Source organism: Ramlibacter sp. (genome assembly GCF_036676645.1).
In the GTDB taxonomy this organism is placed as follows: domain Bacteria; phylum Pseudomonadota; class Gammaproteobacteria; order Burkholderiales; family Burkholderiaceae_C; genus Ramlibacter.
This window is the reverse complement of record NZ_JAKFCM010000016.1, coordinates 180,737-204,671: the sequence shown is the minus strand read 5'-3', so window position 1 is coordinate 204,671 and position 23,935 is coordinate 180,737. Positions and strand designations below refer to the sequence as shown.

20 protein-coding genes are annotated in these 23,935 nt (G+C 64.7%); 19 read left to right on the top strand and 1 reads right to left on the bottom strand.

What is annotated here, in order from left to right:
- Positions 1–36: 36 nt before the first annotated feature.
- Entirely contained in the window at positions 37–459 is a 423-nt protein-coding gene (locus V6M57_RS03160) for a rubrerythrin family protein (RefSeq protein ID WP_271235987.1), read from the bottom strand.
- 235 nt (positions 460–694) lie between these two features.
- Here V6M57_RS03160 and V6M57_RS03155 point away from each other — a divergent pair, with 235 nt between their 5' ends.
- The 19 genes from V6M57_RS03155 to V6M57_RS03065 all read left to right on the top strand — a co-directional run bounded on the left by V6M57_RS03155 (position 695) and on the right by V6M57_RS03065 (position 23,908).
- A complete protein-coding gene (locus V6M57_RS03155) occupies positions 695–1,312 on the top strand; it encodes a VOC family protein (protein ID WP_332813519.1) in 618 nt (205 codons plus the stop codon).
- An 84-nt stretch (positions 1,313–1,396) separates the two neighbouring features.
- Positions 1,397–3,121: an FAD-dependent monooxygenase gene (locus V6M57_RS03150; protein WP_332813518.1), complete on the top strand. Its 1,725-nt coding sequence runs from the start codon at positions 1,397–1,399 to the stop codon at positions 3,119–3,121.
- Positions 3,122–3,135: 14 nt separating this feature from the next.
- On the top strand, positions 3,136–3,348 hold the full coding sequence (locus V6M57_RS03145) for a DUF2783 domain-containing protein (RefSeq protein WP_332813517.1): 213 nt from the start codon (positions 3,136–3,138) through the stop codon (positions 3,346–3,348).
- A 97-nt stretch (positions 3,349–3,445) separates the two neighbouring features.
- Complete coding sequence (locus tag V6M57_RS03140) at positions 3,446–6,313, top strand: valine--tRNA ligase (protein WP_332813516.1); 2,868 nt, start codon at positions 3,446–3,448, stop codon at positions 6,311–6,313.
- 167 nt (positions 6,314–6,480) lie between these two features.
- The gene (locus V6M57_RS03135) at positions 6,481–7,077 is read left to right on the top strand and encodes a hypothetical protein (RefSeq protein ID WP_332813515.1); all 597 of its coding nucleotides are present in this window, start codon (positions 6,481–6,483) and stop codon (positions 7,075–7,077) included.
- 224 nt (positions 7,078–7,301) lie between these two features.
- Positions 7,302–8,591, top strand: a complete 1,290-nt coding sequence (locus V6M57_RS03130) for a capsular biosynthesis protein (protein ID WP_332813514.1) — start codon at positions 7,302–7,304, stop codon at positions 8,589–8,591.
- Complete coding sequence (locus V6M57_RS03125; protein WP_332813513.1) at positions 8,588–9,370, top strand: ABC transporter permease; 783 nt, start codon at positions 8,588–8,590, stop codon at positions 9,368–9,370. The genes V6M57_RS03130 and V6M57_RS03125 overlap by 4 nt, the downstream gene beginning before the upstream one ends.
- A complete protein-coding gene (locus V6M57_RS03120; RefSeq protein ID WP_332813512.1) occupies positions 9,367–10,032 on the top strand; it encodes an ABC transporter ATP-binding protein in 666 nt (221 codons plus the stop codon). The genes V6M57_RS03125 and V6M57_RS03120 overlap by 4 nt, the downstream gene beginning before the upstream one ends.
- Positions 10,029–11,135 carry a chain-length determining protein gene (locus V6M57_RS03115; RefSeq protein ID WP_332813511.1) on the top strand — a complete coding sequence of 369 codons (1,107 nt, stop codon included), beginning with the start codon at positions 10,029–10,031 and terminating at the stop codon, positions 11,133–11,135. The genes V6M57_RS03120 and V6M57_RS03115 overlap by 4 nt, the downstream gene beginning before the upstream one ends.
- A gap of 4 nt (positions 11,136–11,139) precedes the next feature.
- The gene (locus tag V6M57_RS03110; protein ID WP_332813510.1) at positions 11,140–12,927 is read left to right on the top strand and encodes a polysaccharide biosynthesis/export family protein; all 1,788 of its coding nucleotides are present in this window, start codon (positions 11,140–11,142) and stop codon (positions 12,925–12,927) included.
- 27 nt (positions 12,928–12,954) lie between these two features.
- Complete coding sequence (locus V6M57_RS03105; RefSeq protein ID WP_332813509.1) at positions 12,955–15,168, top strand: capsular polysaccharide export protein, LipB/KpsS family; 2,214 nt, start codon at positions 12,955–12,957, stop codon at positions 15,166–15,168.
- Between the two features lie 86 nt (positions 15,169–15,254).
- Positions 15,255–16,250, top strand: coding sequence for a GSCFA domain-containing protein (locus V6M57_RS03100; RefSeq protein ID WP_332813508.1), 996 nt, complete (start codon positions 15,255–15,257; stop codon positions 16,248–16,250).
- Positions 16,250–17,500 carry a polysaccharide pyruvyl transferase family protein gene (locus V6M57_RS03095; protein WP_332813507.1) on the top strand — a complete coding sequence of 417 codons (1,251 nt, stop codon included), beginning with the start codon at positions 16,250–16,252 and terminating at the stop codon, positions 17,498–17,500. The genes V6M57_RS03100 and V6M57_RS03095 overlap by 1 nt, the downstream gene beginning before the upstream one ends.
- A 74-nt stretch (positions 17,501–17,574) precedes the next feature.
- The gene (kdsA, locus tag V6M57_RS03090) at positions 17,575–18,417 is read left to right on the top strand and encodes a 3-deoxy-8-phosphooctulonate synthase (protein ID WP_332813506.1); all 843 of its coding nucleotides are present in this window, start codon (positions 17,575–17,577) and stop codon (positions 18,415–18,417) included.
- 13 nt (positions 18,418–18,430) lie between these two features.
- Positions 18,431–19,726, top strand: a complete 1,296-nt coding sequence (kdsB, locus tag V6M57_RS03085; protein ID WP_332813505.1) for a 3-deoxy-manno-octulosonate cytidylyltransferase — start codon at positions 18,431–18,433, stop codon at positions 19,724–19,726.
- A 49-nt stretch (positions 19,727–19,775) separates the two neighbouring features.
- Positions 19,776–20,738, top strand: coding sequence for a KpsF/GutQ family sugar-phosphate isomerase (locus tag V6M57_RS03080; RefSeq protein ID WP_332813504.1), 963 nt, complete (start codon positions 19,776–19,778; stop codon positions 20,736–20,738).
- Positions 20,722–22,857, top strand: a complete 2,136-nt coding sequence (locus tag V6M57_RS03075) for a capsular polysaccharide biosynthesis protein (RefSeq protein ID WP_332813503.1) — start codon at positions 20,722–20,724, stop codon at positions 22,855–22,857. The genes V6M57_RS03080 and V6M57_RS03075 overlap by 17 nt, the downstream gene beginning before the upstream one ends.
- Before the next feature lie 20 nt (positions 22,858–22,877).
- The gene (locus V6M57_RS03070) at positions 22,878–23,615 is read left to right on the top strand and encodes an SGNH/GDSL hydrolase family protein (RefSeq protein ID WP_332813502.1); all 738 of its coding nucleotides are present in this window, start codon (positions 22,878–22,880) and stop codon (positions 23,613–23,615) included.
- 140 nt (positions 23,616–23,755) lie between these two features.
- The gene (locus V6M57_RS03065; protein ID WP_332813501.1) at positions 23,756–23,908 is read left to right on the top strand and encodes a hypothetical protein; all 153 of its coding nucleotides are present in this window, start codon (positions 23,756–23,758) and stop codon (positions 23,906–23,908) included.
- The last annotated feature ends 27 nt before the right edge of the window (positions 23,909–23,935 follow it).

Genomic DNA, 23,935 nt, shown 5'->3' with positions numbered 1-23,935 from the left:
TAGCCCTGCTTTGCGGCCCCGCAGAGGCCGCAAAGCTCAATCCACCAGCTCGTTCAGCGCCCTGGTGTACCGGTTGGCATGCGAGCGCTCGGCCTTGGCCAGCGTCTCGAACCAGTCGGCCACTTCGTCGAAGCCTTCGTCACGCGCGGTCTTGGCCATGCCCGGGTACATGTCGGTGTACTCGTGGGTCTCGCCGGCCACGGCGGCCTTGAGGTTGTCGCGCGTGCCGCCGATCGGCAGGCCGGTGGCGGGGTCGCCGCACTGCTCCAGCCACTCCAGGTGGCCGTGCGCGTGGCCGGTTTCGCCTTCCGCGGTGGAACGGAACAGGGCCGCGACGTCGTTCTGGCCTTCCACGTCCGCCTTGTTCGCGAAGTACAGGTAGCGGCGGTTGGCCTGCGATTCGCCGGCAAAGGCGGCCTTCAGGTTTTCTTCCGTCTTGGAACCCTTGAGGGTGGCCATGGCAGTCTCCTTGAGTGGTGGATCGGTTGAGCGGTGCGCCCCGGAACACGCCGGGGACCCGGGGACTGTAGCGCCGCGGTGGTGCCGGGTCTAATTGGCGGCGTCAATCCGCAGCATTGAAGATGGCTAAGGGAACCATGGGGTGCATTCATGAGGCCGCGAACGGTCGCGTTGGGGCGCACGAGGCATTACGGTAAAGTAAACGCGTTACGCAATGTTGAATTCCGGAGATCCCATGGCCGCCGTCCCGAACACTGCCGCGCTGCCGGCGCCCGCGCCCATCCAGCAGCTCCACCACTACGCCTACCGCGCCCGCGACGCCGAGGAGACGCGCCACTTCTACGAAGACATCCTGGGCCTGCCGCTCTACCACATCATCCAGAGCGACTACGTGCCCAGCACCGGCGAGTACTGCCCGTACACCCACTTCTTCTTCCGGCTGCAGGACGGCTCGTTCATCGCCTTCTTCGACCTCGGCGACGACCAGGCCTGCGAGCCCTCGCCCAACACGCCCAAATGGGTCAACCACATCTCGTTCCGGGTCGACTCGGTCCAGGCGCTGGAGGACATGAAGGCGCGGCTACAGGCGCACGGTGTGGATGTGCTGGGCGTGACCGACCACCACATCTTCCACAGCATCTACTTCTTCGACCCCAATGGCATCCGGCTGGAACTCACCGCCCAGCTGGCCGACGAGTTCCAGATGCTGCAGGAGAGCAGGACCGCCCACGCGCGATTGCATGAGTGGACCGCGCGCAAGGAACAGTGGCGCAAGGACCGCGCCGCCGGCAAGGGCGACGCACCGCTCAAGCCGCCGAGGAACGACCGGCCGGAGTTCGCGAAGAACGGCTAGCCGTCGCCTTCCGCCCCCGCCTGCGCGGGGAGGACGGCGACACCGGGCCCGCGGCGCGGTGAGCACAACGAGGAGACCATCGCAATGGACGAGCTGAGGACGGGCTATGCGGACACGGCCCTGACCAACGGCTACGAATTCACCCAGGGCAGCGGCTACCAGCTGCCCGAGTACCCCTTCGAGGTGCCGGCCGAACTGGCTGCGGGCCAGGTCGGCGAGCACCCGGTCGTCATCGTCGGGGCCGGACTGGCCGGGCTCACGGCCGCCTGCGCGCTGGCCACGTACGGCATCCCGGCCGTGGTGCTGGACGAGGACAACACGGTGGGCGTGAAGGGGGCCTCCTCGCGCGGCATCTGCTACACGCAGAAGTCGCTGGAGATCTTCCACCGCCTGGGAGTCTACGAGCGCATCGCGCGCAAGGGCATCCAGTGGAGCGTGGGCCGCACCTTCGCCGGCGAGGACGAGGTCTATTCGTTCGACCTGCGCCAGCAAAGCGGCTACAACCTGTCGATCCAGCCGCCCTTCATCAACATCCAGCAGTTCTACATCGAGGGCTACCTGGTCGAGCGCATCCGCGAACTGGGCGTGGTGCAGTTGCGCTGGAACAACCGCGTCACGGGCTTCGAGCAGGATGCCGCCGGCGCCACCCTGTCGGTCACCACGCCGGCCGGCGACTACCGCCTCCGCGCCCGCCACGTCATCGACGGCACCGGCTGCCACAGCCCGTTCCGCCGCTGGGTGGGCGCCGGCGTCACGGCGAAGAAGGGCGACGATCGCTGGTGCATCGCCGACGTGCGCTTCACCCGGCACCCGCCGGTGGAGCGCCACACCTGGATCGAGGCGCCGTTCAACGACAACCGGGCGGTGTGGCAGCACCTGATGGGCGACGAGGTCTGGCGCATCGACTACCAGATGGCGCCGGACGCCGACCCCGAGGAAGTCAGCCGCGAGGACGTGGTGCGCCAGCGCCTGCAGCGCCAGTTCGGCGCCGACTGCGAGGTCGAGATCGTGTGGGTGGGACCCTATGCGTACCGCAGCGAATGCGTGGATGCGATGCGCCACGGCCACGTGTTCTTCGTCGGCGACGCCGCCAAGGTGGTCAGCCCGTTCGGCGCGCGCGGCGGCAACACCGGCATCGCCGACGCCGACAACCTGGCGTGGAAGCTGGCGGCCGTGCTCAAGGGCCGCGCCCCCGCCGCGCTGCTGGACAGCTACCACGAGGAGCGGCACGAAGCCGCCCGGCAGAACGTGCAGGTCACCAACCGCACCGCCCGGTTCCTGCGCCCGGCCGACGGCATCGAGCGGGTCTTCCGGACCGCGGCGGTGGGACTGGCGCGGCAGTACCCGTTCGCGCGCCAGCTGGTGAACACCGGCCGGATGGCCGTGGCCAATGCCTACACGAGCTCCAGCGTGTGCGAGCGCACCGGCGGCCTGTCGGTGCAGAACGTCGCCTTCGAATGGGCCGACGGCTCGGCCGGCTCGGTCAACGACCTGCTGCGGTGGGCCGCAGGCCGGTTGCTGCTGCTGGTGTTCGGCGATCCCGGCCGCGCCGGCCTGGCGCGCCTGCGCGAGCTGTCACCGGCGGCCCCGCTGCGCTGCGTGCAGGTGCTGGGGCCCGGCCAGCGGCCCGGCGCCATCGAGCACGTGCGCGACCCGCAGGGGCACCTGCAGGGCGCCTGCCATGTGTTCGGCCATGCCTGGGCCCTGGTGCGGCCCGACAGCTACGTCGCGGCCACCGGCGAGAGCGTCGATGCCAGCCTGGTGCAGGCGATCGCCCGTGCGCTGGGCACCGGCGCAAGCGAAGAATGAAGCTGCCCACCTCCATGAAAACGGTCCTCAACTTCCAGGACGCCGACACCTTCTACGAGCAATTGCTCGATGCGCACCAGGGCCTGGGCCGCGATGAATCCGAGCTGCTCAATGCGCGCCTGATCCTGCTGCTGGCCAACCAGGTGGGCGACGCCCAGGTGCTGGCCGAATGCGTGCGGGCGGCGGCCTTGCCGCAGCCGGCCAAGCCCTCGTCCGGCGCGAGCTGAACCGCCCCCGAATAAAATCGGGGGTCTCCCCTCCTGCGCATGCGCGGGTGCCGTGCCCACGGTGCCCGCGCTTGCCGTCTTGATGACCGCGCCCGCCATGCCCGACACCCCTGCCCAGCCCGGCCTGAACAGCCTGACCAAGTCCTTCGAGCCCGCCGCCCTCGAGGCACGCTGGGGCCCCGCCTGGGAGCAGCGCGGCTACGGCCGGGCCGGCTACCGGGGCACCGGTGCGGCCCGCGAAGGCGAACCCGCGTTCGCGATCCAGCTGCCGCCGCCGAATGTCACCGGCACGCTGCACATGGGCCATGCGTTCAACCAGACCATCATGGACAGCCTGACGCGCTACCACCGGATGCGAGGGTTCAACACGCTGTGGGTGCCGGGCACGGACCACGCCGGCATCGCCACCCAGATCGTGGTGGAGCGGCAGTTGCAGCAGCAGGGCCAGAGCCGCCACGACCTCGGGCGCAGGAACTTCGTCGAGCGCGTCTGGGAGTGGAAGCGCCAGTCGGGCAACACCATCACGACGCAGATGCGCCGGCTGGGCGACAGCGTGGACTGGTCGCACGAGTACTTCACGATGGACGAGAACCTCTCGGCCATCGTCACCGAGACCTTCGTGCGGCTGTACGAGCAGGGCCTGATCTACCGCGGCAAGCGGCTGGTCAACTGGGACCCGGAGCTCAAGACCGCCGTCAGCGACCTGGAGGTGGAGAGCCAGGAAGAGGACGGCTTCCTCTGGCACATCCGCTACCCGCTGGCCGATGGCAGCGGAGCCCTCACCGTGGCCACCACCCGGCCGGAAACCATGCTGGGCGACGTGGCCGTGATGGTCCACCCGCAGGACGAGCGCTACCGGCACCTCGTCGGCAAGGCCGTGAAGCTGCCCCTGTGCGACCGCGACATCCCGGTGATCGCCGACGACTACGTCGACCGGGAATTCGGCACCGGGGTGGTCAAGGTCACGCCCGCGCACGACACCAACGACTACGCCGTCGGCCAGCGCCATGGCCTGCCGATGATCGGCGTGCTGACGCTGGACGCGAAGATCAACGACAACGCACCGGCCGCCTACCGCGGGCTGGACCGCTTCGAGGCGCGCCGGCGCGTCGTCGCCGACCTGGAGGCGCAGGGCCTGCTCGCCGAGACGAAGAAGCACAAGCTGATGGTGCCGCGCTGCGCCCGCACCGGACAGGTGATCGAGCCCATGCTGACCGACCAGTGGTTCGTCGCGATGACCAAGGTCAGCGAGCAGGACCCGACAGGCAAGTCCATCGCGCAGAAGGCGATCGACGCCGTGCGCAGCGGGCAGGTGCGCTTCGTGCCGGAGAACTGGGTCAACACCTACAACCAGTGGATGGACAACATCCAGGACTGGTGCATCTCGCGCCAGCTCTGGTGGGGCCACCAGATCCCGGCCTGGTACGACGAGGACGGCCAGGTCTACGTCGCCCGCAGCGAAGAAGAAGCGCAGCGGCAGGCGCCCGGCAGGCCGCTGCGCCGCGACGAGGACGTGCTGGACACCTGGTACTCCTCGGCGCTGGTGCCGTTCTCGACGCTGGGCTGGCCGGACAGGACGCGCGACCTGCAGCTGTACCTGCCCTCCAGCGTGCTGGTGACCGGCTACGACATCATCTTCTTCTGGGTCGCCCGGATGATCATGATGACCACCCACTTCACCGGGCAGGTGCCGTTCCGCGACGTGTACATCCACGGGCTGGTGCTGGACGCGCACGGCCGCAAGATGAGCAAGTCCGAGGGCAACGTGCTGGATCCGGTCGACCTGATCGACGGCATCGAGCTGGGCCCGCTGCTGGACAAGCGCACCACCGGCCTGCGCAAGCCCGAGACCGCGCCGCAGGTGCGCAGGAACACCGAGAAGGAATTCCCCGAGGGCATCCCCGCGTACGGCGCCGACGCGCTGCGCTTCACCTTCGCGTCCATGGCCTCGCTGGGCCGCAGCATCAACTTCGATTCGAAGCGCTGCGAGGGCTACCGCAATTTCTGCAACAAGCTCTGGAACGCCTCCCTGTTCGTGCTGATGAACTGCGAAGGCCACGACTGCGGGCTGAAGGAGCACACCCAGGCCGATTGCGAACCGGGCGGCCCCGCGCACGGCTACCTGCGCTTCAGCCAGGCCGACCGCTGGATCGCCTCGGCGCTGCAGAAGGTGGAAGCCGAAGTCGCCCAGGGCTTTGCCGACTACCGCCTGGACAACGTCGCCAACGCGATCTACGACTTCGTCTGGAACCAGTACTGCGACTGGTACCTGGAGATCGCCAAGGTCCAGCTGCGCCACGGCAGCGAGAGCCAGCAGCGCGCCACCCGCCGCACCCTGATCCGCACGCTGGAGGCCATCCTGCGGCTGGCGCACCCGGTCATCCCGTTCATCACCGAGGAGCTGTGGCAGAAGGTCGCACCGGTGGCCGGGCTGGCCGGCGAGTCGGTCAGCATCGCCCGCTACCCGCAGGCGCAACCGGAGAAGATCGACGAGGCCGCCATCGCCTACGTCGAGCGGCTCAAGGCCCTGGTCGACGCCTGCCGGCAACTGCGCGGCGAGCTGAACGTCTCGCCCGCCACCCGCCTGCCCCTCTACGGCCTCGGCGACGCGGCCTTCCTGCGCGAGGTGGCCCCCGTGCTGCAGGCGCTGGCCCGCCTGAGCGAAGTGAAGGTGTTCGACGAGGAGGCGGCCTGGGCCGCCGCCGCCAAGGCCGCACCCGTGGCGGTGGTCGGCGAGGCCCGCTTGTGCCTGTTCATGGAAATCGACGTCGCCGCCGAGAAGGCGCGCCTGGCCAAGGAAAGTGCGCGGATCGAAGGCGAGCTCGCCAAGGCCCGGGGCAAGCTGGCCAACCAGGCCTTCGTCGCCAAGGCGCCGGCCGCCGTGATCGAGCAGGAGCGCAGGCGGATCGCCGATTTCGGCACCACGCTGGACCGCCTGCGCGAGCAGTTGGCGCGGCTGGCCTGATGGGGCCAGCCCGTTAGGGCCACTCAGCAGTTCCTTTTCCTCTCACGCGGACGGCCGAGCTTCGCACGAGGCGAACCCAGGAAAGATGACGACAACAGGCGAATGACGGCTACCTGAGCCATTCGTTCCGCTTCCTACCCTGAAGTCAACTTCAGGGAGCGAGAACGATGGCCAATCGGGCGCGCAACGTTCGCATCGGACTGCTGCTGGTCGCTGCGGCCGCCGCTCCAGCGGCTGCCGCCGACTGCCTGGACCCGGTGGCCCGCGCCACGCGCGTGATGTGCGGCGCCTGGCTACAGCCCGCCGGCGAGTGGCATCTGCACTTAGGCGGAGCCTCGATCCACGATACACCCACGCGCGCACCCGGGCGGGTCTGGAATGAACAGCATCCCGGCGTTGGCTTCGAGGTGCGCCTGCGAGGCTTGCCGTGGCGCTCATCGATCAGCGGCGACCCCTGGCAGACGAGCTACACCTTGGGCAGCTTCAGCGACTCCCGCCGTGCCTGGAGCCTGTATGGCGGCTCGGCCTTCACCAGGGAAGTGATGCGGATCGGCGCAACCCGCGTCGACGCGGGCGCCGGCGTGTTCATGTTCTATCGGTCTCGCTCCTGGTCGGGGCGCATGGCCTGGGTGCCGGCCGTGATGCCGGTGATGTCGATCACCGACCCGAATGGTCCGGTGGGCTTCAACGTGCTCTGGCGGCCACCCGGGTTCGACGGGCCGAGCACGTTCTTTTTCCAGATCACGCATCGCTTCCCATCCTAGATTGCGTGCAGGAGCGCCGCAGAGGCAGTGCGGTAGAGCCGATCGTTACAAAATTTGCGGCAAATTCGCCACACCAGGCCCCGGCTGCGCAAACTCATCCGCGCTGCCCCTGATTCATCCATTCAGTCGACTAGCTCCGCAGCAGCCTCGGCAGTAAACTCTTCAGGAAACAAGACGTAACGGGGCCTGAGGGTCTGTAATAAATAAGTATTGGAGGGGCTCGCATGGCCCGGATGAACTCCGCTACAAGCGGTGGATTTCAGGCTGAGCCTGAACAGCAATTCGACCCTGCACGGGTCCCCGGCAACCCTGCCCTGCAGCACCTCGCCCGAGCGCGAGGCGTTCTTCTCCTGCAGGGGCCCGTAGGGCCTTTTTTTGATCGCCTGACCCGTTGGCTGATCGGCTGCGGCGCGGCCGTGCACCGCGTGGCCTTCCAGCCTGGCGACGTCAGGGATTGCCGTGCCTGCTCGCCGATCCGATTCGGGGGAAATGCCGCCGAATGGCCGGGCTTCTTCGATGCCCTGGTCGATCAGTTCGGGATCGACACCGTGGTGCTCTTCGGCCAGTCCAGGAAACACCACTCGGCCGCCCTGGAGCGTGCGCGCGCGCGCGGCGTCGCTGCCATCGTGCTGGAAGAAGGCTACGTGCGCCCCGGCTTCGTGACCATGGAATTCGACGGCGTGAATGCGTTGTCGCGAACCTTGGACCGGTATGAGTGGGATCCCTTTGCCCCCGGCCCCGTCGTGAAGACGAGAAGGCCCGCTTCCACCCGGGGGCAGTTCTGGTACATGGCCGGCTACGCTTGCCGGCACTACTGGGCCCAGCATTGGGACGAGCCCCTATCCAAGACCTACCGTCATCACCGGTCCACCGATGTCTGGCAGCACACGCGCTATTGGCTCTGGTCGTGGACCCGCAAGCACCTGCACCTGCTCGGCGACAAGATAGCCGCCAGCCGTCTGCGGAAAGCCCCGTATTTCTTCGTGCCGCTGCAGCACGAGGGCGATTCGCAGATCACGCACCACAGCCCCTATCCGCAGATCACCGCATTCATCTCGGAGGTGATCGACTCCTTCGCTCGGCATGCGCCCACGGGCACTCGCCTGGTCTTCAAGATCCACCCACATTCGCGTGGCGGCCCTTCCTATTCGCAGCAGATTGCCAAGCAGGCCGCGCGGCACGGCGTCAGGGGCAGGGTCGTGCACCTGGTCGAGGGACACACGCCGACCCTCGTCGAACATGCCCGCGGCGTCGTGCTGATCAACAGCACGGTGGGCCTGCAGGCCCTTGCACGTAACAAGCCGGTCGCGGTTCTCGGCGATGCCGTCTACAAGCGGCCAGGGCTCTACTTCGATGGCCCCCTGGATCGGTTCTGGACGGAATCCTGCCCGCCCGACCACGAGTGCGCCCGTGATTTCCTCCAGCAGCTGATCGCACTCACGCAGGTGCACTGCAATGTGTACGGGCGAGCCAGCGAGCCGCTGCTGTGGACTGCGGAACGGGGCCCGATGTGAGAAAAAGGTCCGCTTGGCGCATCACGCTGGCGGCATGGCATGCCCTGCTGCTGCGCGAAGCCGTCGCAAGGCTTTTCTCGCGGCGGGGCGCCTTCGCGTGGCTGCTGCTGGAGCCCGCCGCCCACATCGGCTTCATGCTCCTCGTATTTGGGCTCCTGCGCACCCGGGTGATTGGCGGCATGGACGTGGTGTTCTGGCTGGCGGCCGGCATGCTCGCCTTTTTCCTGTTCAAGCGGACGGCCAGTCAGGGCTCGGCCGCCATCGGCGCCAACCTGGCGCTCTTCACCTACCGCCAGGTCCGGCCTGCCGACACGGTGCTGGTGCGCTGCGTGCTGGAAGGATTCCTCATGGCGCTGCTGGCCGTGCTGATGATCGGCACGCTCGCCCTGCTGGGAACGCCAATGACCCTGCACGCGCCCCTGGAAGTGCTGGCATCCGTGGCGGGGATCTGGCTGCTGGCGGTCGGCTGGTCGCTGGTCGTCTCGGTGGCCAGCGAGCTGGCCCCTGAACTGGCCAACATCCTGGACATGCTGATGACGCCGCTGATGCTGGTTTCCGGCGTGGTCTTCCCGTTGGCCGCCATCCCGTACCCGTGGCGCGAGTGGCTGATGCTCAACCCGCTCGCGCACGGGATCGAGGGGCTGAGATCCAGCCTCTCCAACTATTACCACGATGCTCCCGGCCTGAGCCTGGCCTATTTGCTGGGATCGGCGCTCTTCCTTATCTTCTTCGGACTGGCGCTGCACGTGCGCTTCCGCAACCGATTGCTGGCGCTGTGATCGAAGTCATCGACCTCCACAAGCGCTACCAGACCGACCATGGGGTGGGTCCCTGGGTGCTGCGCGGGGTGAACCTGACCATCCCGCGGACGGCCAACGTCGGGCTGCTCGGGCGCAACGGTGCGGGAAAGTCGACGCTGCTGCGGCTGATCGGCGGCGTGGACCAGCCCACCCGCGGCCAGGTGCGCCGCAACTGCCGGGTGTCTTGGCCCATGGGCTTCGGCGGCGGCCTCCAGGGCACCCTGACCGGGCGGCAGAACGCCAAATTCATCTGCCGCCTGCACGGCCAGGGCGACCAAATTCCCGAAGCCCTGGACCGCATCCAGTCCTTCGCCGACCTCGGCCGCTACTTCGACGAGCCGGTGAAGACCTATTCCTCGGGCATGAAGGCGCGCTTGCAGTTCGCGCTGTCGCTGGCTTTCGAGTTCGACGTCTACATCTCCGACGAGATCACGGCCACCGGCGACGCCTCCTTCAAGGCAAAGGCTGGCAAGGCATTCCGGGACATGGTCGAAAAGGCCGGCCTCATCATGGTGTCGCACAACACGTCGACCCTGAAGAAGTTCTGCCAGGCCGGCATCTGGCTGCACGAAGGCCAGGTGCAATGGTTCGACCGCATCGGCGACGCGATCGAGGCGTACGAGCACAGCATTTCCCAATGAGTTTCCTGCACCGGCTGCCGTCCTGGCAGCGCTCTCCCGTGCTTTGGCCTGCCGCGGTCTTCGTGGTACTCAGCACGATCTATTGGCTGTTGATCGCGGCCGACCGCTATGTGTCCGAGGCGCGCGTGGTGCTGGAGCGCTCGGAACTCTCCGGCGGCCAGACCATGGACTTCGCCAGCATGATCGGCAGCGCCACGGGCGGCCACCGGCCCGACCAATTGCTGCTGCGCGACCACCTCCGCTCCGTCGACATGCTCAAGAAGCTGGAGGCGAAGCTGAAGCTGCGTGACCACTACGCAACGCACGGCGACTGGTTGTCGCGACTATGGGATACCGACGCGCCAATCGAATCGCTGCACGAGTACTTCCAGTCCCGCGTCAACATCGAACTCGACGAGTTCTCGGGCGTGCTCGTGATCGGAGCCCAGGCCTACACGCCCGAGATGGCGCGCGACATAAGCGCCGCCCTGCTGGCCGAAGGCGAGCGCCACATGAATGGCCTGGGGCACCAGCTCGCGCGGGAACAACTTCGGTTCCTGGAGCAGCAGGCGGAGCAACTCGGGCAGAGAGTGCTGGATTCCCGTTCCGCGGTGCTCGCCTACCAGAACCGCAAGGGCATGGTGTCGCCACAAGCGACGGCGGAGAACATCGCTGCCATCGTGGCCCGTCTCGAAGGCCAGCTCGCCGAATTACAGACCCGGCGCACCGGTTTGCTCTCGTTCCTGCAGCCGACCGCGCCTCAGGTCTCCGAGGTCAACGCGCAGATCGCCGCCATCGAGACCCAGCTCAAGCAAGAGCGGGCCCGACTGGCCGCACCGCAAGGTGCCACGCTGAACAAGACTGTCGAAGAGTTCCAGCGCCTGCAGCTTGAGGCGGAGTTCGCCCAGCAGATGCTGAACACCGCGCTCGTGGCGCTGGAGCGCGGACGTGTGGATGCCACGCGCACACTCAAGCAGGTGCAGGTGCTGCAGTCCGCGAACCTGCCGGAACACCCGCTTCGCCCTCGCCGCTTCTACAACGCCCTCGTGTATGCGCTCGCCGCGCTCCTGATCGCTGGCGTGCTGCAGTTGCTGCTGGCGATCGTCCGCGACCACAAGGACTGAACCCATGCGACCGAATGCCCTCCCGGTGATCGTGGCCCTGCTCCTGCACTTCGCTGCAGGGGCCCAGGGTTCGCCGCAAGACCTCCAACGCCTGCTCCAGCAGCAAACGCGCGACAGTGCGTCCAGCGCCGTCAGCCCGCGACGCCTGCCGAGTGCCGCGGCCAACCAGCCGCAGTCGCTGTATCCGTCCTCGAGTAGACCGGGAGTCTCCAACGAGGCCCCAGTCCAGCCCGCTTCAGCGAGCGAACCGACAACGATCAAGACCTCCGCGCCGGCGGCAACGGCGGCAGCAGCCAGCGAGGTATTCGGCGCGCAGCTGTTCACCGGGACATTTGCCCAGCAAGGGCCGACCCTCTTCAACCCGGACTACCTGATCGCGACGGGAGATACCGTGCAGGTGCGGCTGTGGGGCGCGTTCGACTTCAACGCGCCGCTGGTGGTGGACCCGCAGGGCAACATCTTCCTGCCGAACGTCGGCCCTGTGCAGGTGCGCGGCGTGCGCAATGCGCAGCTGCAGCCCGCCGTGGAAACGGCCGTGCGACGAGTGTACCGGGCCAACGTCTTCAGCTATGCCAGCCTGGCTGAAGCGCAGCCCGTGCGCGTGTTCGTCAGCGGATTCGTCGTCCGCCCGGGCCTCTATGGCGGCACGAGCATGGACAGCCTGCTGCACTACCTGGACCAGGCAGGTGGCATCGATCCGGAGCGAGGCACGTTCCTGGAGGTGCAGGTGCAGCGCAATGGGCTGCTGCGCGGCAAGGTCAACCTGTATGACTTCCTGCTGCAAGGCCGCATCCCGTCCATCCAGCTGGCCACCGGGGACGTCATCTTCGTTCCCGCCCGGCAGGGCACCGTCAAGGTCGCCGGCCTGGCAGCCAATCCGAAGCGCTTCGAGTTCAGCGGTCCCAGTCGCAACGTAGCGGACCTGATCGCGCTGGCCAGGCCGCTGGCTGCCGCCACACACGTGCGGGTGGTGCGGAACACGGGCACGGTGCGCAACACCGAGTACTACGCGCTAAGCGCGGCCAGTACGGTGACACTGATCGACGGCGACGAACTCGAATTCACCGCGGACAAGAAGCCCGGCACCATCACTGTACGGGTCGAGGGCGAACACCAGAGCCCGCAGGAATACGTGCTGCCGTACGGCGCGAGATTGGGCGATCTGCTCAAGCGCGTCGAATTCAACGACCGCTCGGAACAGCAGAACGTGCAGTTGTTCCGCCAGAGCGTAAAGCAGCGCCAGCGCGAGATGCTGGACGCCAGCTTGCGCAGCCTGGAGACCGCACTGCTCACAGCCCGCAGTGGCAGTAGCGACGAGGCGCGACTGCGCACCGACGAAGCGAACCTCACGCTGCAGTGGGTCGAACGCGCCCGGAGCATCGAGCCTCTAGGACAGGTGCTGGTGGCACAGAATGCGAACAAAGGGGACCTGCTGCTGGAGAACGGCGACATCATTCGCATCCCCACTCGGGACGGCCTAGTGTTGGTGAGCGGCGAAGTGCTCTTTCCCAATGCGGTGGCCCACGAAAGCTCGCTCGGGCTGCAGGACTACATCCAACGCGCCGGCGGCTTCACCCAGAACGCCGACAACTCGCGCGTCGTGGTCGCACGCCGCGACGGCAGCTTCTTACAGGCGGACGCTTCAAAGTTGAGCAACGGTCCCATGGTAAATCCCGGCGATCAGGTGCTGGTGTTGCCGAAGGTGGATGAGAAGAACCGGCAGTTTGCGCTTGACATCACCAAAATCCTCTCACAGATCGCCATCACGGCTGGGGTGGTCTTCGGGCTGTAGAAGTACACAATTTCACAGGCATCAACTATGCGAGTCCTAGTTTCCAAGATACCCGCGCACAAGCGGTTAACGTGCATCATTCCAATGCGACTGAGCACCGAACGGGAAGACGCGATCGAGCGGCTCGAGTTCATCCGGCTGGACACCGACGTTCCCCCCGAGGTTGGATTTCTTGTAATCGACGACGGATCGCTTCAGGAGCAGGCGGAGCCTATCCGAAAGAAGTGTGCTGAACTGCAGATCGGTTATATCCGAATCGAAAGTTCCTTGCGTGAGTTTTCGGTTGGCCGTTGCCGCAACTACGGTGCGATGTACGCCACGTCCACTTACGTCTTCATGCAAGACGTCGACCTGATGCCCTATCCGGGCTTCTACCGTGCCCTTCTGGATGAAGTGGACATTCAGGGGCTTGATCAAGACGTCAAGAAGTTCCTGATGGTTCCGTATGTGTTCTTAACTCAAGAGGGTACACGCGCTTTCCATATAACGGAGCCCTCCAAACGTGCGAGGAAGTTCCTGCATATGGCGTGGCTAAACGACAAAGACACCATCGAAAAGGTGTCGTCGGGCACTTCGGCCAACTTATACAACCGCCATTGGTATCTGACCCGAGGAGGAAATAGCCGTGATTTCGAGGGTTGGGGATACGAGGACCTCGAGTGCAACACTCGTATGATCCGACACCTGAACTTTTTTCCGACTCCGAAGGACTGGCAAACTCAGAAATACAATTTTTCTTCCATTCTCGAGTACGCCACTTGGAAGGCCCCGTACCGGCTCTTCGGAGACATGCTCCTTTACAAAGGCGTCGTGCTCTTCCACGCTTGGCACCCCGTCTCAAAAGGGGGCACGTACATGGAGCGGGGTGACTACAACCGGCGCCTTTTCGAAAGGAAGATGAAGGAGTTCGTCGACAGTCGCTCGGAACCGGATGCCCTCCCCGACATGTCGCGGGGGCGAACTCTGCTTCTTAGACGCAACGCCTTCACGTTCGCCCGCGATGTGCAGCCGTTGCTCGGAACAGTAATTGACCCGGACAGCCAACTTCTCAGCGGTGAACGCGACCTTGCGTCATTCGTGTTGGAGCATCAAATCGAGCGCGTGGTATTCCATAATCCTTACCTTGACGATCGAATGCTCGAGCTTTACCACGAGGCGCGAACTGCGGGCATCCCGTACATCATCTGCGAGCGTGGCGCCTTGCCCAACTCCTGTTTCTTCGACCCAACAGGCTTTCTCGTCGACGGAGACATGTACACATGGGCCAAATGGGGGGGTTCTATTACCGAGGACGAGCGAGCACGCACGATCTCCTACATTCGATCGCTGCAGAACAGCGACGACGCTCTTGAGGCACAGGCCCAACGCCGCGGTGGCGACTGGGCCCGCAGGAAGCTTGGCATACGCAAGGGCGAGAAGATTCTGTTCGTCCCATTCCAAAGGCCAGGCGATACCGTTACGCGCTTCTTTGTGGGCGCCTTGGGCGGGTACACCGAGTTCGTTGACCTCGTTCGCGACGTATCGAGGTCGATACCGCCAAGCTGGCGGATCGTCGTTAAGCGCCACCCGCTAGAGGAGTTGGACTTTGATCTGGATGAGCGGTGCGTCTATGCAAACGACGTTCACATCAAAGATCTGCTTGACATCTCGGCTGCCGTACTCACCTTCAACTCAGGGGTAGGTGTGCTCGCGATGGCATGGGGCCTTCCCACTATGCTTGCCGGCAAAGCGTTCTACCAGCATGACACCTTGAACGCTGTCGTGAGCTCGCGAGAAGCAGTGATTCAGTTCCTGCGCGCGCCGAAAGTACCGGAACAGGAAGATGTCTTGCGCTTCTATAACCATCTTCTTACGAAAATCTACTCCTTCGGGAGCTTCGCCACGAAGGCCGTCAAGCTTCCCGACGGATCGAACATGACCGCCACTACGGACATCGCCTTCACGCAGCTTCGCTGGCCCGGTTCCGCCCCCATTGAGTTCTCGGACAACAAGACTGCGGCGATCTCCTGGAATTCCTTCCTTTTCGATCGTTATCGCTACGCGGCAGCTGCATCGAGCGCGGGGACCGTTTTGAGGGAAGGAGCCGCTTCGAGTCAGTCCGGGAAAGAGTCAGTTGTCGCATCCGCCCCCCTTCAGACGGGGCGTGCCAAGAAGAAGTGGAACAAGCTCTTGAACAATCCGCGCGCATTCTTCGCTGATTCCCGTTTCAAACCGCTGAAATCCCTTGCCCACGTCTTTTGACCACATCCTGCGAGCGACACCGAACTTCTTCCGTGCGAATCTGAACGCAGGGCAAGACTAGTACTCCCCTCCCCAAAGGAACACCCATGATTGGCGAAATGCAACCGTTCTCGACCGCTTGGCAAAACATCACCAGCAATAAGGCGCGTAGCTATCCAAACCTAAAGGACAATGGGCAATCTGGCTATGAACGGGTACACAACCATGATTTCCCGGACATCAAGCACACGCCGAAGTTTTCTTTGAAGAGAACTGACCGTTTCTTCACTATCGGGTCATGCTTCGCTCGAAACGTCGAACGGGCGCTCATTTCACAAGGTATCGACGTACTTAATACGGTCTGCCGTATCCCCGGCGGCTTTTACACGGCCGAAGGCCCCGATAACCGGAACAGCGCCTTAAATGCGTATACGCCCCACTCGATGCTTGACCTGATCAAGTTCGCGCAGCGCAATGATTGGCAGTCGGTGGCGGCCCTCCAAGTGGATGATGCAGGAGAGTCGTGGTGCGACATGTTGATGGCTGGACTACGATACCTCAACCGCGAGGAGCTGCTGGCAGTTCGGGAGCAGTTGTTGCGAACCTACCAGCAGCTTCCACAGGCCGACGTCTGCGTAATCACACTCGGGTATACCGAAGCGTGGTTCGACAATCGTGATCAGGTCTTCACAAATCGCTCGCCGGCCGGCGCCCGCCAGACCGCCCGTCACGGCGACAGATTCAGCTTTTTCAATGCAGACGCGGCTTCCGTTCAGGGCGTACTGACAGAGATCGTCCAAATAATTGGCAGCCTCACGCAAGGCCTCGCAAAGATCCTGTTGACCGTGTCGCCAGTTCCGCTGAGCGGCACGTACACGCAAATGGACGTCGTATGCGCGAACAGCTACTCGAAGGCGACGCTGCTCTCTGCTGCACGAGCCGTGGCGCTGAAGTTCGACAACGTCGACTACTTCCCTTCTTACGAACTAGTGACGATGTCGAAGCCTGAACTCGCCTGGAAGAAGGACGGAGCGCACGTGAAAGACAGCATCGTCGCTCAAGTAATAGGAAGCTTCCTTGAACTTTACCTACGAGGTTCTTGATGAGGCTGGCCTTCTATCGCGCTGCGCAGGCGGTCCATCTCCCCGCGACGCCACTGCCGTTCCAGAGTGGCGTCCCCGTTTCCTGCGGCTCGACTCTCCGCGATCACCTCGCCGCCGACGCCTTGGTAGGGAACTCGGGCAACATGATCCACCGGATGGCGATGATCCAGATGCTGCGCTTCGACCGCGCGCGCTCGAGCCAGATTCATCTCCTGAGAACGATTGCCCAGGCAGGAGGACCCAGACCCACAGCGGAGATGCTCAACGCCAGCTTCGATGGGTTGGTTATCACTATGTCGAACGTCTTGCGCGTGGGGGCAACAGAACCGGGGATCGCAGAGCTCCTGCGCGACCTGTCGATACCCATTTACTGCTTCGGAGTGGGGCTTCAGGATGACCTGCCGCTTGGGGACGCCTCCTCCCTTTCCACCGACATCCTTGAACTCGTTCAAGTGTTGGACCAGAAGGCCGTTATCTTCGGCGTTCGAGGCGATAAAACCCGAGCTTGGCTCGAGTCCATCGGAATTCGGAACGCAATTGCACTGGGCTGCCCTAGCATGTTCGCCTACCCGCGAAACGTACTTTCTGTCAGATCCCCAGAGCAGCCAGCACGTGTGATCACTGCTGGTCATATGTCGCTGACAAGTCACCCGCGGAGCCGGATACATCGTCTGATTCGGGGATTCCGGGGAATGTCACCAGCCTATGTCTTCCAAGGGGAAGTTGCGCGTTACAAGGAGCTTCTGGATCAGGAGGGGCTGTACGATGAGGCCACTCAAACGTTTAGTCATGCTGTGATGAGCGAATACCTTGAGATGAAGCTCAAGGTGACGGTCCCATTCTCACGCTACTATTCGTTCGCCGATGCGACTGCATGGCGCCAGGCATACACCGGATTCGATGTGTTCGCAGGCGACCGCATTCATGGCGGCGTGGCGGCCCTGCAGGTTGGAGTCCCCGCGCTAATCCTCTACGACGACGCGCGAGTACTTGAACTCGCCTCGTATCACGGCATTCCCTCCTGTAGCCTGCAGGAGTTCGAGGAGATCGGCTGCCGTGCCGCATTGGAGAAACACCTGGGCCCGGAGGCGGTTGCTCACTTTCACGAGCGGTACCTCGAAGTTCTTGAAAAGTTCGAAGCTGCCATCCGCGGAGCCGGACTGTCCCTTGTCAACCGCACCGGCACCAAGTCGGAACCTATGTTGGCAGCATCCAATGCATCAAGACTCGAAGCGCAATTCACTAATTGAACCAGCACGCCGACACTGACACAGGCAGTACGCGGCGGCGAACTAAACGGGGGATCACCGCGGCGCCAGCTCCCATGCAATACAAAGCTTTTCAATATACGCTCTCAAACAGTTCGCCTTTCACGCTGTTCGGCGGAATCAACGTCCTCGAGGACCTTGATTCCGCCATGCGCGCGTCCGCGGAGTACGTGCGCGTCACCCGCAAACTGGGCATCCCATACGTCTTCAAGGCCAGCTTCGACAAGGCCAACCGCTCTTCCATCCACTCGTTCCGCGGCGTCGGCCTAGACGAAGGGCTCCGGATATTTCAAACGGTCAAAGCCGAGTTCGGCGTTCCGGTCATCACCGATATTCACGAGCCGTGGCAGGCGCAACCCTTGGCCGAAGTGGTCGATGTCCTGCAACTCCCGGCGTTTCTGGCGCGGCAGACGGATCTGGTCGTCGCAATGGCGAAGACCGGTCGCGTCATCAACATCAAGAAGCCCCAGTTTCTAAGCCCCTCGCAGGTGGCTAACATCGTCGAGAAATTCAAGGAGGCGGGAAACGACAAGCTGCTTCTCTGTGACCGCGGCACGTGCTTCGGCTACGACAACCTGGTCGTGGACATGCTCGGCTTCGGCGTCATGAAGAAGGTGACGGGCGATCTCCCCATCATCTTCGACGTGACGCATGCCTTGCAGCAACGCGACCCGATGGGGGCAGCTTCGGGCGGGCGGCGCCAGCAGGTGGCGGAACTGGCCCGAGCTGGCATGGCGGTCGGTCTAGCGGGCCTCTTCCTGGAGGCGCATCCGAACCCCAACGAGGCGAAGTGTGATGGCCCGAGCGCGCTGCCGCTGGATCAGTTGGAGCCGTTCCTGAAGCAGGTCAAGGCCATCGACGATCTGGTGAAGTCGTTCGAGCCCTTGCAGATCGATTGAGCAATTGACTCTGATGTCCAGCGAACGCCGCCCCCGCACGGCCATCGTCATTCCCGCGCGCTACGGTTCTTCGCGCCTGCCAGGCAAGCCGCTGGCCGACATCCTGGGCAAGCCGATGGTGCAGCACGTCTATGAGCGGGCGTGCCAAGTTCGTTATGTGCAGCACGTCGTGGTAGCGACTGACGACGAGCGCGTCGCAACTGCAGTACGCGGATTCGAGGGTGCCTGCATCATGACTTCGCCCGAGCATCCGTCGGGAACCGACCGGCTGGTTGAAGTGATGCGGCACGTGGATGCGGACGTCTACATCAACCTGCAAGGCGATGAGCCCCTGGTGCGGCCCGCAGATATCGAAACACTCGTGGACGGCCTTGCAGCAGACCCGTCGCTGCAGGTCGGCACCTTGTGCCACCCGATCGGCCGAGCCGAGGCCGGTAATCCGAACTCCGTCAAAGTGGTCCTCGCGGACTCCGGCGATGCCCTGTACTTCAGCCGGGCGGCCATTCCCTTCGTGCGCGATGACGGCGAACAATGGCGTTCGTACCTGAAGCACGTCGGTATATACGCCTATCGCAGGGAAGTCCTCGCCTCGTTCGCCGCCCTCGCTCCTTCCGCGCTGGAGCAGGCCGAGAAGCTGGAGCAACTTCGCCTGCTGGCCGCGGGCATCCGCATCCGGGTGTTCGAGGTGTCGCCGACCGGCCCAGGGGTGGACACCGACGCCTGCCTTCAGCACGTTCGGGCCATCATGGCCGGTCAGGAGGTCGGGCAGAAGCCTCGATTGGCTGGGATCAGGCTGGTTATCACCGACGTGGACGGTGTGCTTACCGATGGGGGCATCTACTACGACGAGAGCGGTGAATGCCTCAAGCGCTTCCACGTCCGCGACGGACTCGGCATTCGTTTGCTCGAGGAAAACGGCGTCCGTGTCGCCGTCCTCTCCGGACGGGACTCGCCAGCGCTCAGGAAACGGGTTGCCGATCTGGGCATCACGCTTCACCAGTTCGGAGTGAAGGACAAGGGCGCCGCCTGCCGGGCTTTGATGGATCGGGCGCAGGTGTCGGCTCGACAGGTGGTCTGCGTCGGTGACGACAGCATCGACTTGCCGGCCTTCTCTGCCTGCGGCATGTCGTATGCGGTAGCGGACGCTCCCTCCTATGTGAAGTCGCAGGCCACCGGCGTGCTCGATGCCCGCGGGGGCGGGGGCGCGCTGCGCGAGTTGGCAGACGCGATCCTGCTCGCACAGGGCAAGTCGGAAGTGTTCCGATCCGCCCAGGGGTTCGCCCGTGTGATGCGCGGCATCGCCCAGTAAGACTTTCAACGCCGCCAGCGGCTAACCGAACGAGATCAGAGGAAGAAAAATGGGGAAGGTACTGGACGTCGCCCGGAAGGTGCTGGCGCTCGAGGTCGACGAACTGCAGTCCATGCGCAATCGCCTGGACGACGGCTTCGAAGAGGCCGTCGACATCGTGCTGAACATGCGCGGCCGGGTGGTCGTGGTCGGGATGGGCAAGTCCGGGATCATCGGCCAGAAGATCGCCGCCACTTTGGCTTCCACGGGAACGCCGGCCTTCTTCGTCCATCCCGGAGAGGCCTTCCATGGCGACCTGGGCATGATCCGGCCCATCGACGTGGTCCTGCTGATCTCCAACTCCGGCGAAACGGAAGAAGTCCTTCGCCTTCTTCCTTTCCTGGAACACCAGGCCAACAAGGTCATCGCCATGACCGGAAAGCCCGGTTCCACGCTCGGGCGGCATGCGGACGTTGTCCTGGACGTCAGCGTCAGTCGCGAGGCCTGCAACAACAACCTGGCACCGACAAGCTCCACCACGTGCACGCTCGTGATGGGTGATGCACTCGCCGTCGCGCTTTCGAATGAAAAGCAGTTCCAGCCAGAGGACTTCGCCCGCTTCCACCCCGGCGGCAGCCTGGGCCGCAGACTGCTCACGCGGGTGGCCGATGTGATGCACAAGGAAAACCTGCCGATCTGCCGGCCCGATTCTCGGTTCCGCGACGTCGTGCAGGCGATTACGCGGGGCAGACTGGGGATGACGCTGGTGATGCGCGATTTCGACCTCGTCGGCCTCATTACCGACGGCGACGTGCGCCGTGCATTCGACCGGGATTGCGACTTCCGTTCGCTGCAAGCGCAGGACATCATGACCCGGCACCCGAAAACAATCGCGCCGAACGTGCGGTTTTCGGAAGCCGAGTCCGAGATGCGCGCCAATAAGATCAGCGTCCTGGTCGTGAAAGACGAACAAGGCGCCGTCGTCGGCGTGCTGCAGATCTATGACCTGAATAGCGATGAGCCTGCGGCCTGATGCCCGTTTGGGGACCACGTCCGCCGGCATCCTGAAGCTGACAACCCTGCCGGAGTTGCTGGAGCACCGGCTCGAACCGGCCGTCTGGCGGTTCTGGCGCGCTCCATCAAGGCACGAGGGGGATCTGACCGGCATCGTGGGGTGGGGATGCCGGCCGACGACACATCGCGCGCGCAGGGTCGCGGTCGAGCGTTCACTGCCCTACGTCGCGCTCGAGGACGGCTTTCTCCGATCGCTCGGCACAGGTGCTTTGTATCCGCCACTGTCGATCGTGGTCGATGAACTCGGCATCTACTACGACAGTAGCCGACCGAGCGCGCTGGAGAAACTGCTGAACTCCGCTACGGACCTTCTGGAAGGCCGCCTGGTCGAGGTGCAGCGCGCTCGCGAGCTCGTGCTGGCGCATGGTTTGAGCAAGTACAACCACGCGCCGCGGCTGGAGGATTCCGCGGCACAGGCCCTGGTCCGAGATGAGGACGTACAGCGGGTGCTCGTTGTCGACCAGACTGCCGGCGACATGAGCGTGGCGCTGGGCCGGGCCTCCGCCCGTACGTTCACGGCCATGCTGGAAGCCGCACTGGCGGAAAACCCGGCCGCCACGGTGTACGTCAAGACGCACCCCGAGGTGACCTCAGGGCGCAAGGCGGGTTATTTCCAGAAGGTCCAGTCGGGAGGCCGCGTCGTCGTGCTTCGCGAGGCGGTAGAACCCCTGAGCCTGCTGAGCCGCATGAACCGCGTGTACGTCGTCAGCTCCACCATGGGTTTCGAAGCGCTCCTAGCCGGCAAGCCGGTCACCTGCTTTGGCCTGCCGTGGTATGCGGGATGGGGCGTCACCGACGACCGCCAGTCCTGCCCCCAACGCACCCGCCGGCGCACGGTCGCCGAGCTGTTCGCAGCGGCGTACTTCGACTACACCCGCTATCTGGATCCCGTCACGGGGCGGCGAGGCACGATCTTCGACGTGATCGAGTGGCTCGCCCGCCAGAAGCAGATGGCCCAGTCCATGCGTGGACCGCACGGGCCGAGGCGCCTGATCTGCATCGGGTTTCGTCGCTGGAAGGCGGCCAACCTTCGGCCCATCCTGGCTGGGGCACTGGCAGACGTTCTGTTCGTCCCGGATGTGGAGGCCGCGCGCGGGCAGCAGCCTCGCCCCGGCGACTGGCTGGTGTTCTGGGGCGCGGTTCCACCGACTGGTTGCGTCGAACTCGCGCAGGCCTGCTGGGCGGAAGTCGTGCGGGTGGAGGACGGCTTCGTTCGCTCGGTCGGTCTCGGCTCCGACCTGATCGCGCCGCGCTCCCTGGTGCTGGATCGAACGGGCATCTACTTCGACCCATCCCGTCCCAGCTCGCTCGAGCACTTGCTCAACACAGCTGGCTTCTCCGCACAGGAGCTGGACGAAGCCCGTGCGGTGCGCGAATTCATCGTGGCGAACGGCCTCACCAAGTACAACCTCGGGCCGCGGCGCGCGCCTCACTGGAATACCTCGGGGAAGCGGGTCGTGCTGGTGCCCGGCCAGGTAGAGGATGACGCCTCGATCCGCCTGGGGTGCGCCGGCGTTCGCACCAATGCCGGCTTGCTGAAGGCGACGCGCGCGGCTTGCCCAGGCGCCTTCATCGTCTACAAGCCGCACCCCGACGTGGCCAGCGGCAATCGGCGGGGTCGCCTGGCGCTCGAAAAAGCGCTTCGCTGGGCCGACTATGTCGAAACGCAAGTGTCGGTGGTCAGCTGCGTGGAAGTGTGCGACGAGGTCCACACCATGACCTCGCTCACCGGCTTCGACGCGCTGCTGCGGGGCAAGAAGGTGGTGGTGTACGGACAGCCCTTCTACGCCGGCTGGGGGCTCACCCACGATGTATTGGGGCCAGAGCAGGGCACCGCCTTTGCACGCCGCCGACGGCAGCTTGCGCTGGACGAGCTGGTTGCCGGCACATTGCTGAAATACCCGATCTACTGGGATCCGAAACTCAAGGGTTACACAACCTGCATGGCCGTCTTGCGCCAACTCGCCGCCGAACGCGATGCGCTGGAGGGCAGTGGCAGGCTGGAGCGCCTGCGCACCGGGTGGTGGCGCCGGCAGGCGCGGAAGGTGCGCATCCTGCTTGAGGTGTGGACCCGATGAAAACAGGGCGCCCGCCGAGAGTGGTCGAACCCCTGGGTGACTGGGGGATGCGGCTGGCCTGGGTCTGTCGTGCCTGGTGCGACAGGCGAGCCCGGCATTCGGTACTGGTGCTGGGCGACTCGCACGTGCGCGTGTTCGAGCACTGGTGGTTCATGTGGTCATTGCCGCAGGTTCGCTGGGACATCGTTTACGTGCCCGGAGGCACCGCGGCAGGGTTGCCCAACCCGAATGCCGCCACCCAGGCGCGAAGCAGGTTCGAGCAGGCCCTTGCCACGGCAGCGCATGACCTGGTGCTCCTGAACCTCGGCGAGGTCGACACCGGCTACAACGTCTGGATGCGGGCTGCCCGCCAGCAGGCGGACCCGCGCCTGCTGATGGAGCAAGCGGCCAAGCGGTATACGGACTTCATCGAGCGAGTCGCCGCACGCCACCGGCTCGTGGTGATCGGCGCACCGCTTCCCACCTTGGCGGACGACTTCGTCCCGGGGGACGATGTGGGCTCGACCCGGAAGCAGGTTACTCAGAGCCAGGCCGAGCGCACCGCACTGACTCTGGCATTCAACGAGCAGGTCGGGGCGGCGTGCGCGCGCCTCGGGGTACCGCACCTCGATGACCGTTCGGCCAGCCTCGGTCCTGGCGGGGTCGTCCGTGCCAGCTGGCAGCGGATGGGTCGCGCCGACCACCATTACGATCGCAAGACCTATGCGCGCTGGTTGGCCTGTGCGCTGCGCCCCTACATCCCCGCGGATCCGGCCTGACGACAAGCCGCCGTAGGCTCTTTCCTACAGCGTACTGTCTGGAGCTGAGTGAACATAGGGCCATGCATCGAGAGCCAGTTGCCCTTGCCGAAATCCGGCGCGCACTCTGTTCCCGCGAGTCGCTCCGCGAGGGAGAATTCGTGACCTTGCAGGTAGAGAATCCGCACCTGCTCGCGCGGGTATGGGCCCGGCTCTGGGGCCGGCCGGTCCCTTATGTGACCCGCGACTTCCTGGTCACGAAGGACGAAGAGAGCAGGCTCGAACTTACGCCCATCGAGTTCGGCCAACGCTAGGCCGAAGATATCCACTCCTGCTTTCCT

What these genes read in the sequence shown, in the direction of transcription:
- V6M57_RS03115 (WP_332813511.1), top strand. Translation starts at nt 10,029, where the DNA reads ATGAGTTTCCTGCACCGGCTGCCGTCCTGGCAGCGCTCTCCCGTGCTT.
- V6M57_RS03140 (WP_332813516.1), top strand. Translation starts at nt 3,446, where the DNA reads ATGCCCGACACCCCTGCCCAGCCCGGCCTGAACAGCCTGACCAAGTCC.
- V6M57_RS03155 (WP_332813519.1), top strand. Translation starts at nt 695, where the DNA reads ATGGCCGCCGTCCCGAACACTGCCGCGCTGCCGGCGCCCGCGCCCATC.
- V6M57_RS03080 (WP_332813504.1), top strand. Translation starts at nt 19,776, where the DNA reads ATGGGGAAGGTACTGGACGTCGCCCGGAAGGTGCTGGCGCTCGAGGTC.
- V6M57_RS03100 (WP_332813508.1), top strand. Translation starts at nt 15,255, where the DNA reads ATGATTGGCGAAATGCAACCGTTCTCGACCGCTTGGCAAAACATCACC.
- V6M57_RS03145 (WP_332813517.1), top strand. Translation starts at nt 3,136, where the DNA reads ATGAAAACGGTCCTCAACTTCCAGGACGCCGACACCTTCTACGAGCAA.
- V6M57_RS03110 (WP_332813510.1), top strand. Translation starts at nt 11,140, where the DNA reads ATGCGACCGAATGCCCTCCCGGTGATCGTGGCCCTGCTCCTGCACTTC.
- V6M57_RS03160 (WP_271235987.1), bottom strand. Translation starts at nt 459, where the DNA reads ATGGCCACCCTCAAGGGTTCCAAGACGGAAGAAAACCTGAAGGCCGCC.
- V6M57_RS03150 (WP_332813518.1), top strand. Translation starts at nt 1,397, where the DNA reads ATGGACGAGCTGAGGACGGGCTATGCGGACACGGCCCTGACCAACGGC.
- kdsA (WP_332813506.1), top strand. Translation starts at nt 17,575, where the DNA reads ATGCAATACAAAGCTTTTCAATATACGCTCTCAAACAGTTCGCCTTTC.
- V6M57_RS03095 (WP_332813507.1), top strand. Translation starts at nt 16,250, where the DNA reads ATGAGGCTGGCCTTCTATCGCGCTGCGCAGGCGGTCCATCTCCCCGCG.
- V6M57_RS03105 (WP_332813509.1), top strand. Translation starts at nt 12,955, where the DNA reads ATGCGAGTCCTAGTTTCCAAGATACCCGCGCACAAGCGGTTAACGTGC.
- V6M57_RS03130 (WP_332813514.1), top strand. Translation starts at nt 7,302, where the DNA reads ATGGCCCGGATGAACTCCGCTACAAGCGGTGGATTTCAGGCTGAGCCT.
- V6M57_RS03135 (WP_332813515.1), top strand. Translation starts at nt 6,481, where the DNA reads ATGGCCAATCGGGCGCGCAACGTTCGCATCGGACTGCTGCTGGTCGCT.
- V6M57_RS03075 (WP_332813503.1), top strand. Translation starts at nt 20,722, where the DNA reads ATGAGCCTGCGGCCTGATGCCCGTTTGGGGACCACGTCCGCCGGCATC.
- kdsB (WP_332813505.1), top strand. Translation starts at nt 18,431, where the DNA reads ATGTCCAGCGAACGCCGCCCCCGCACGGCCATCGTCATTCCCGCGCGC.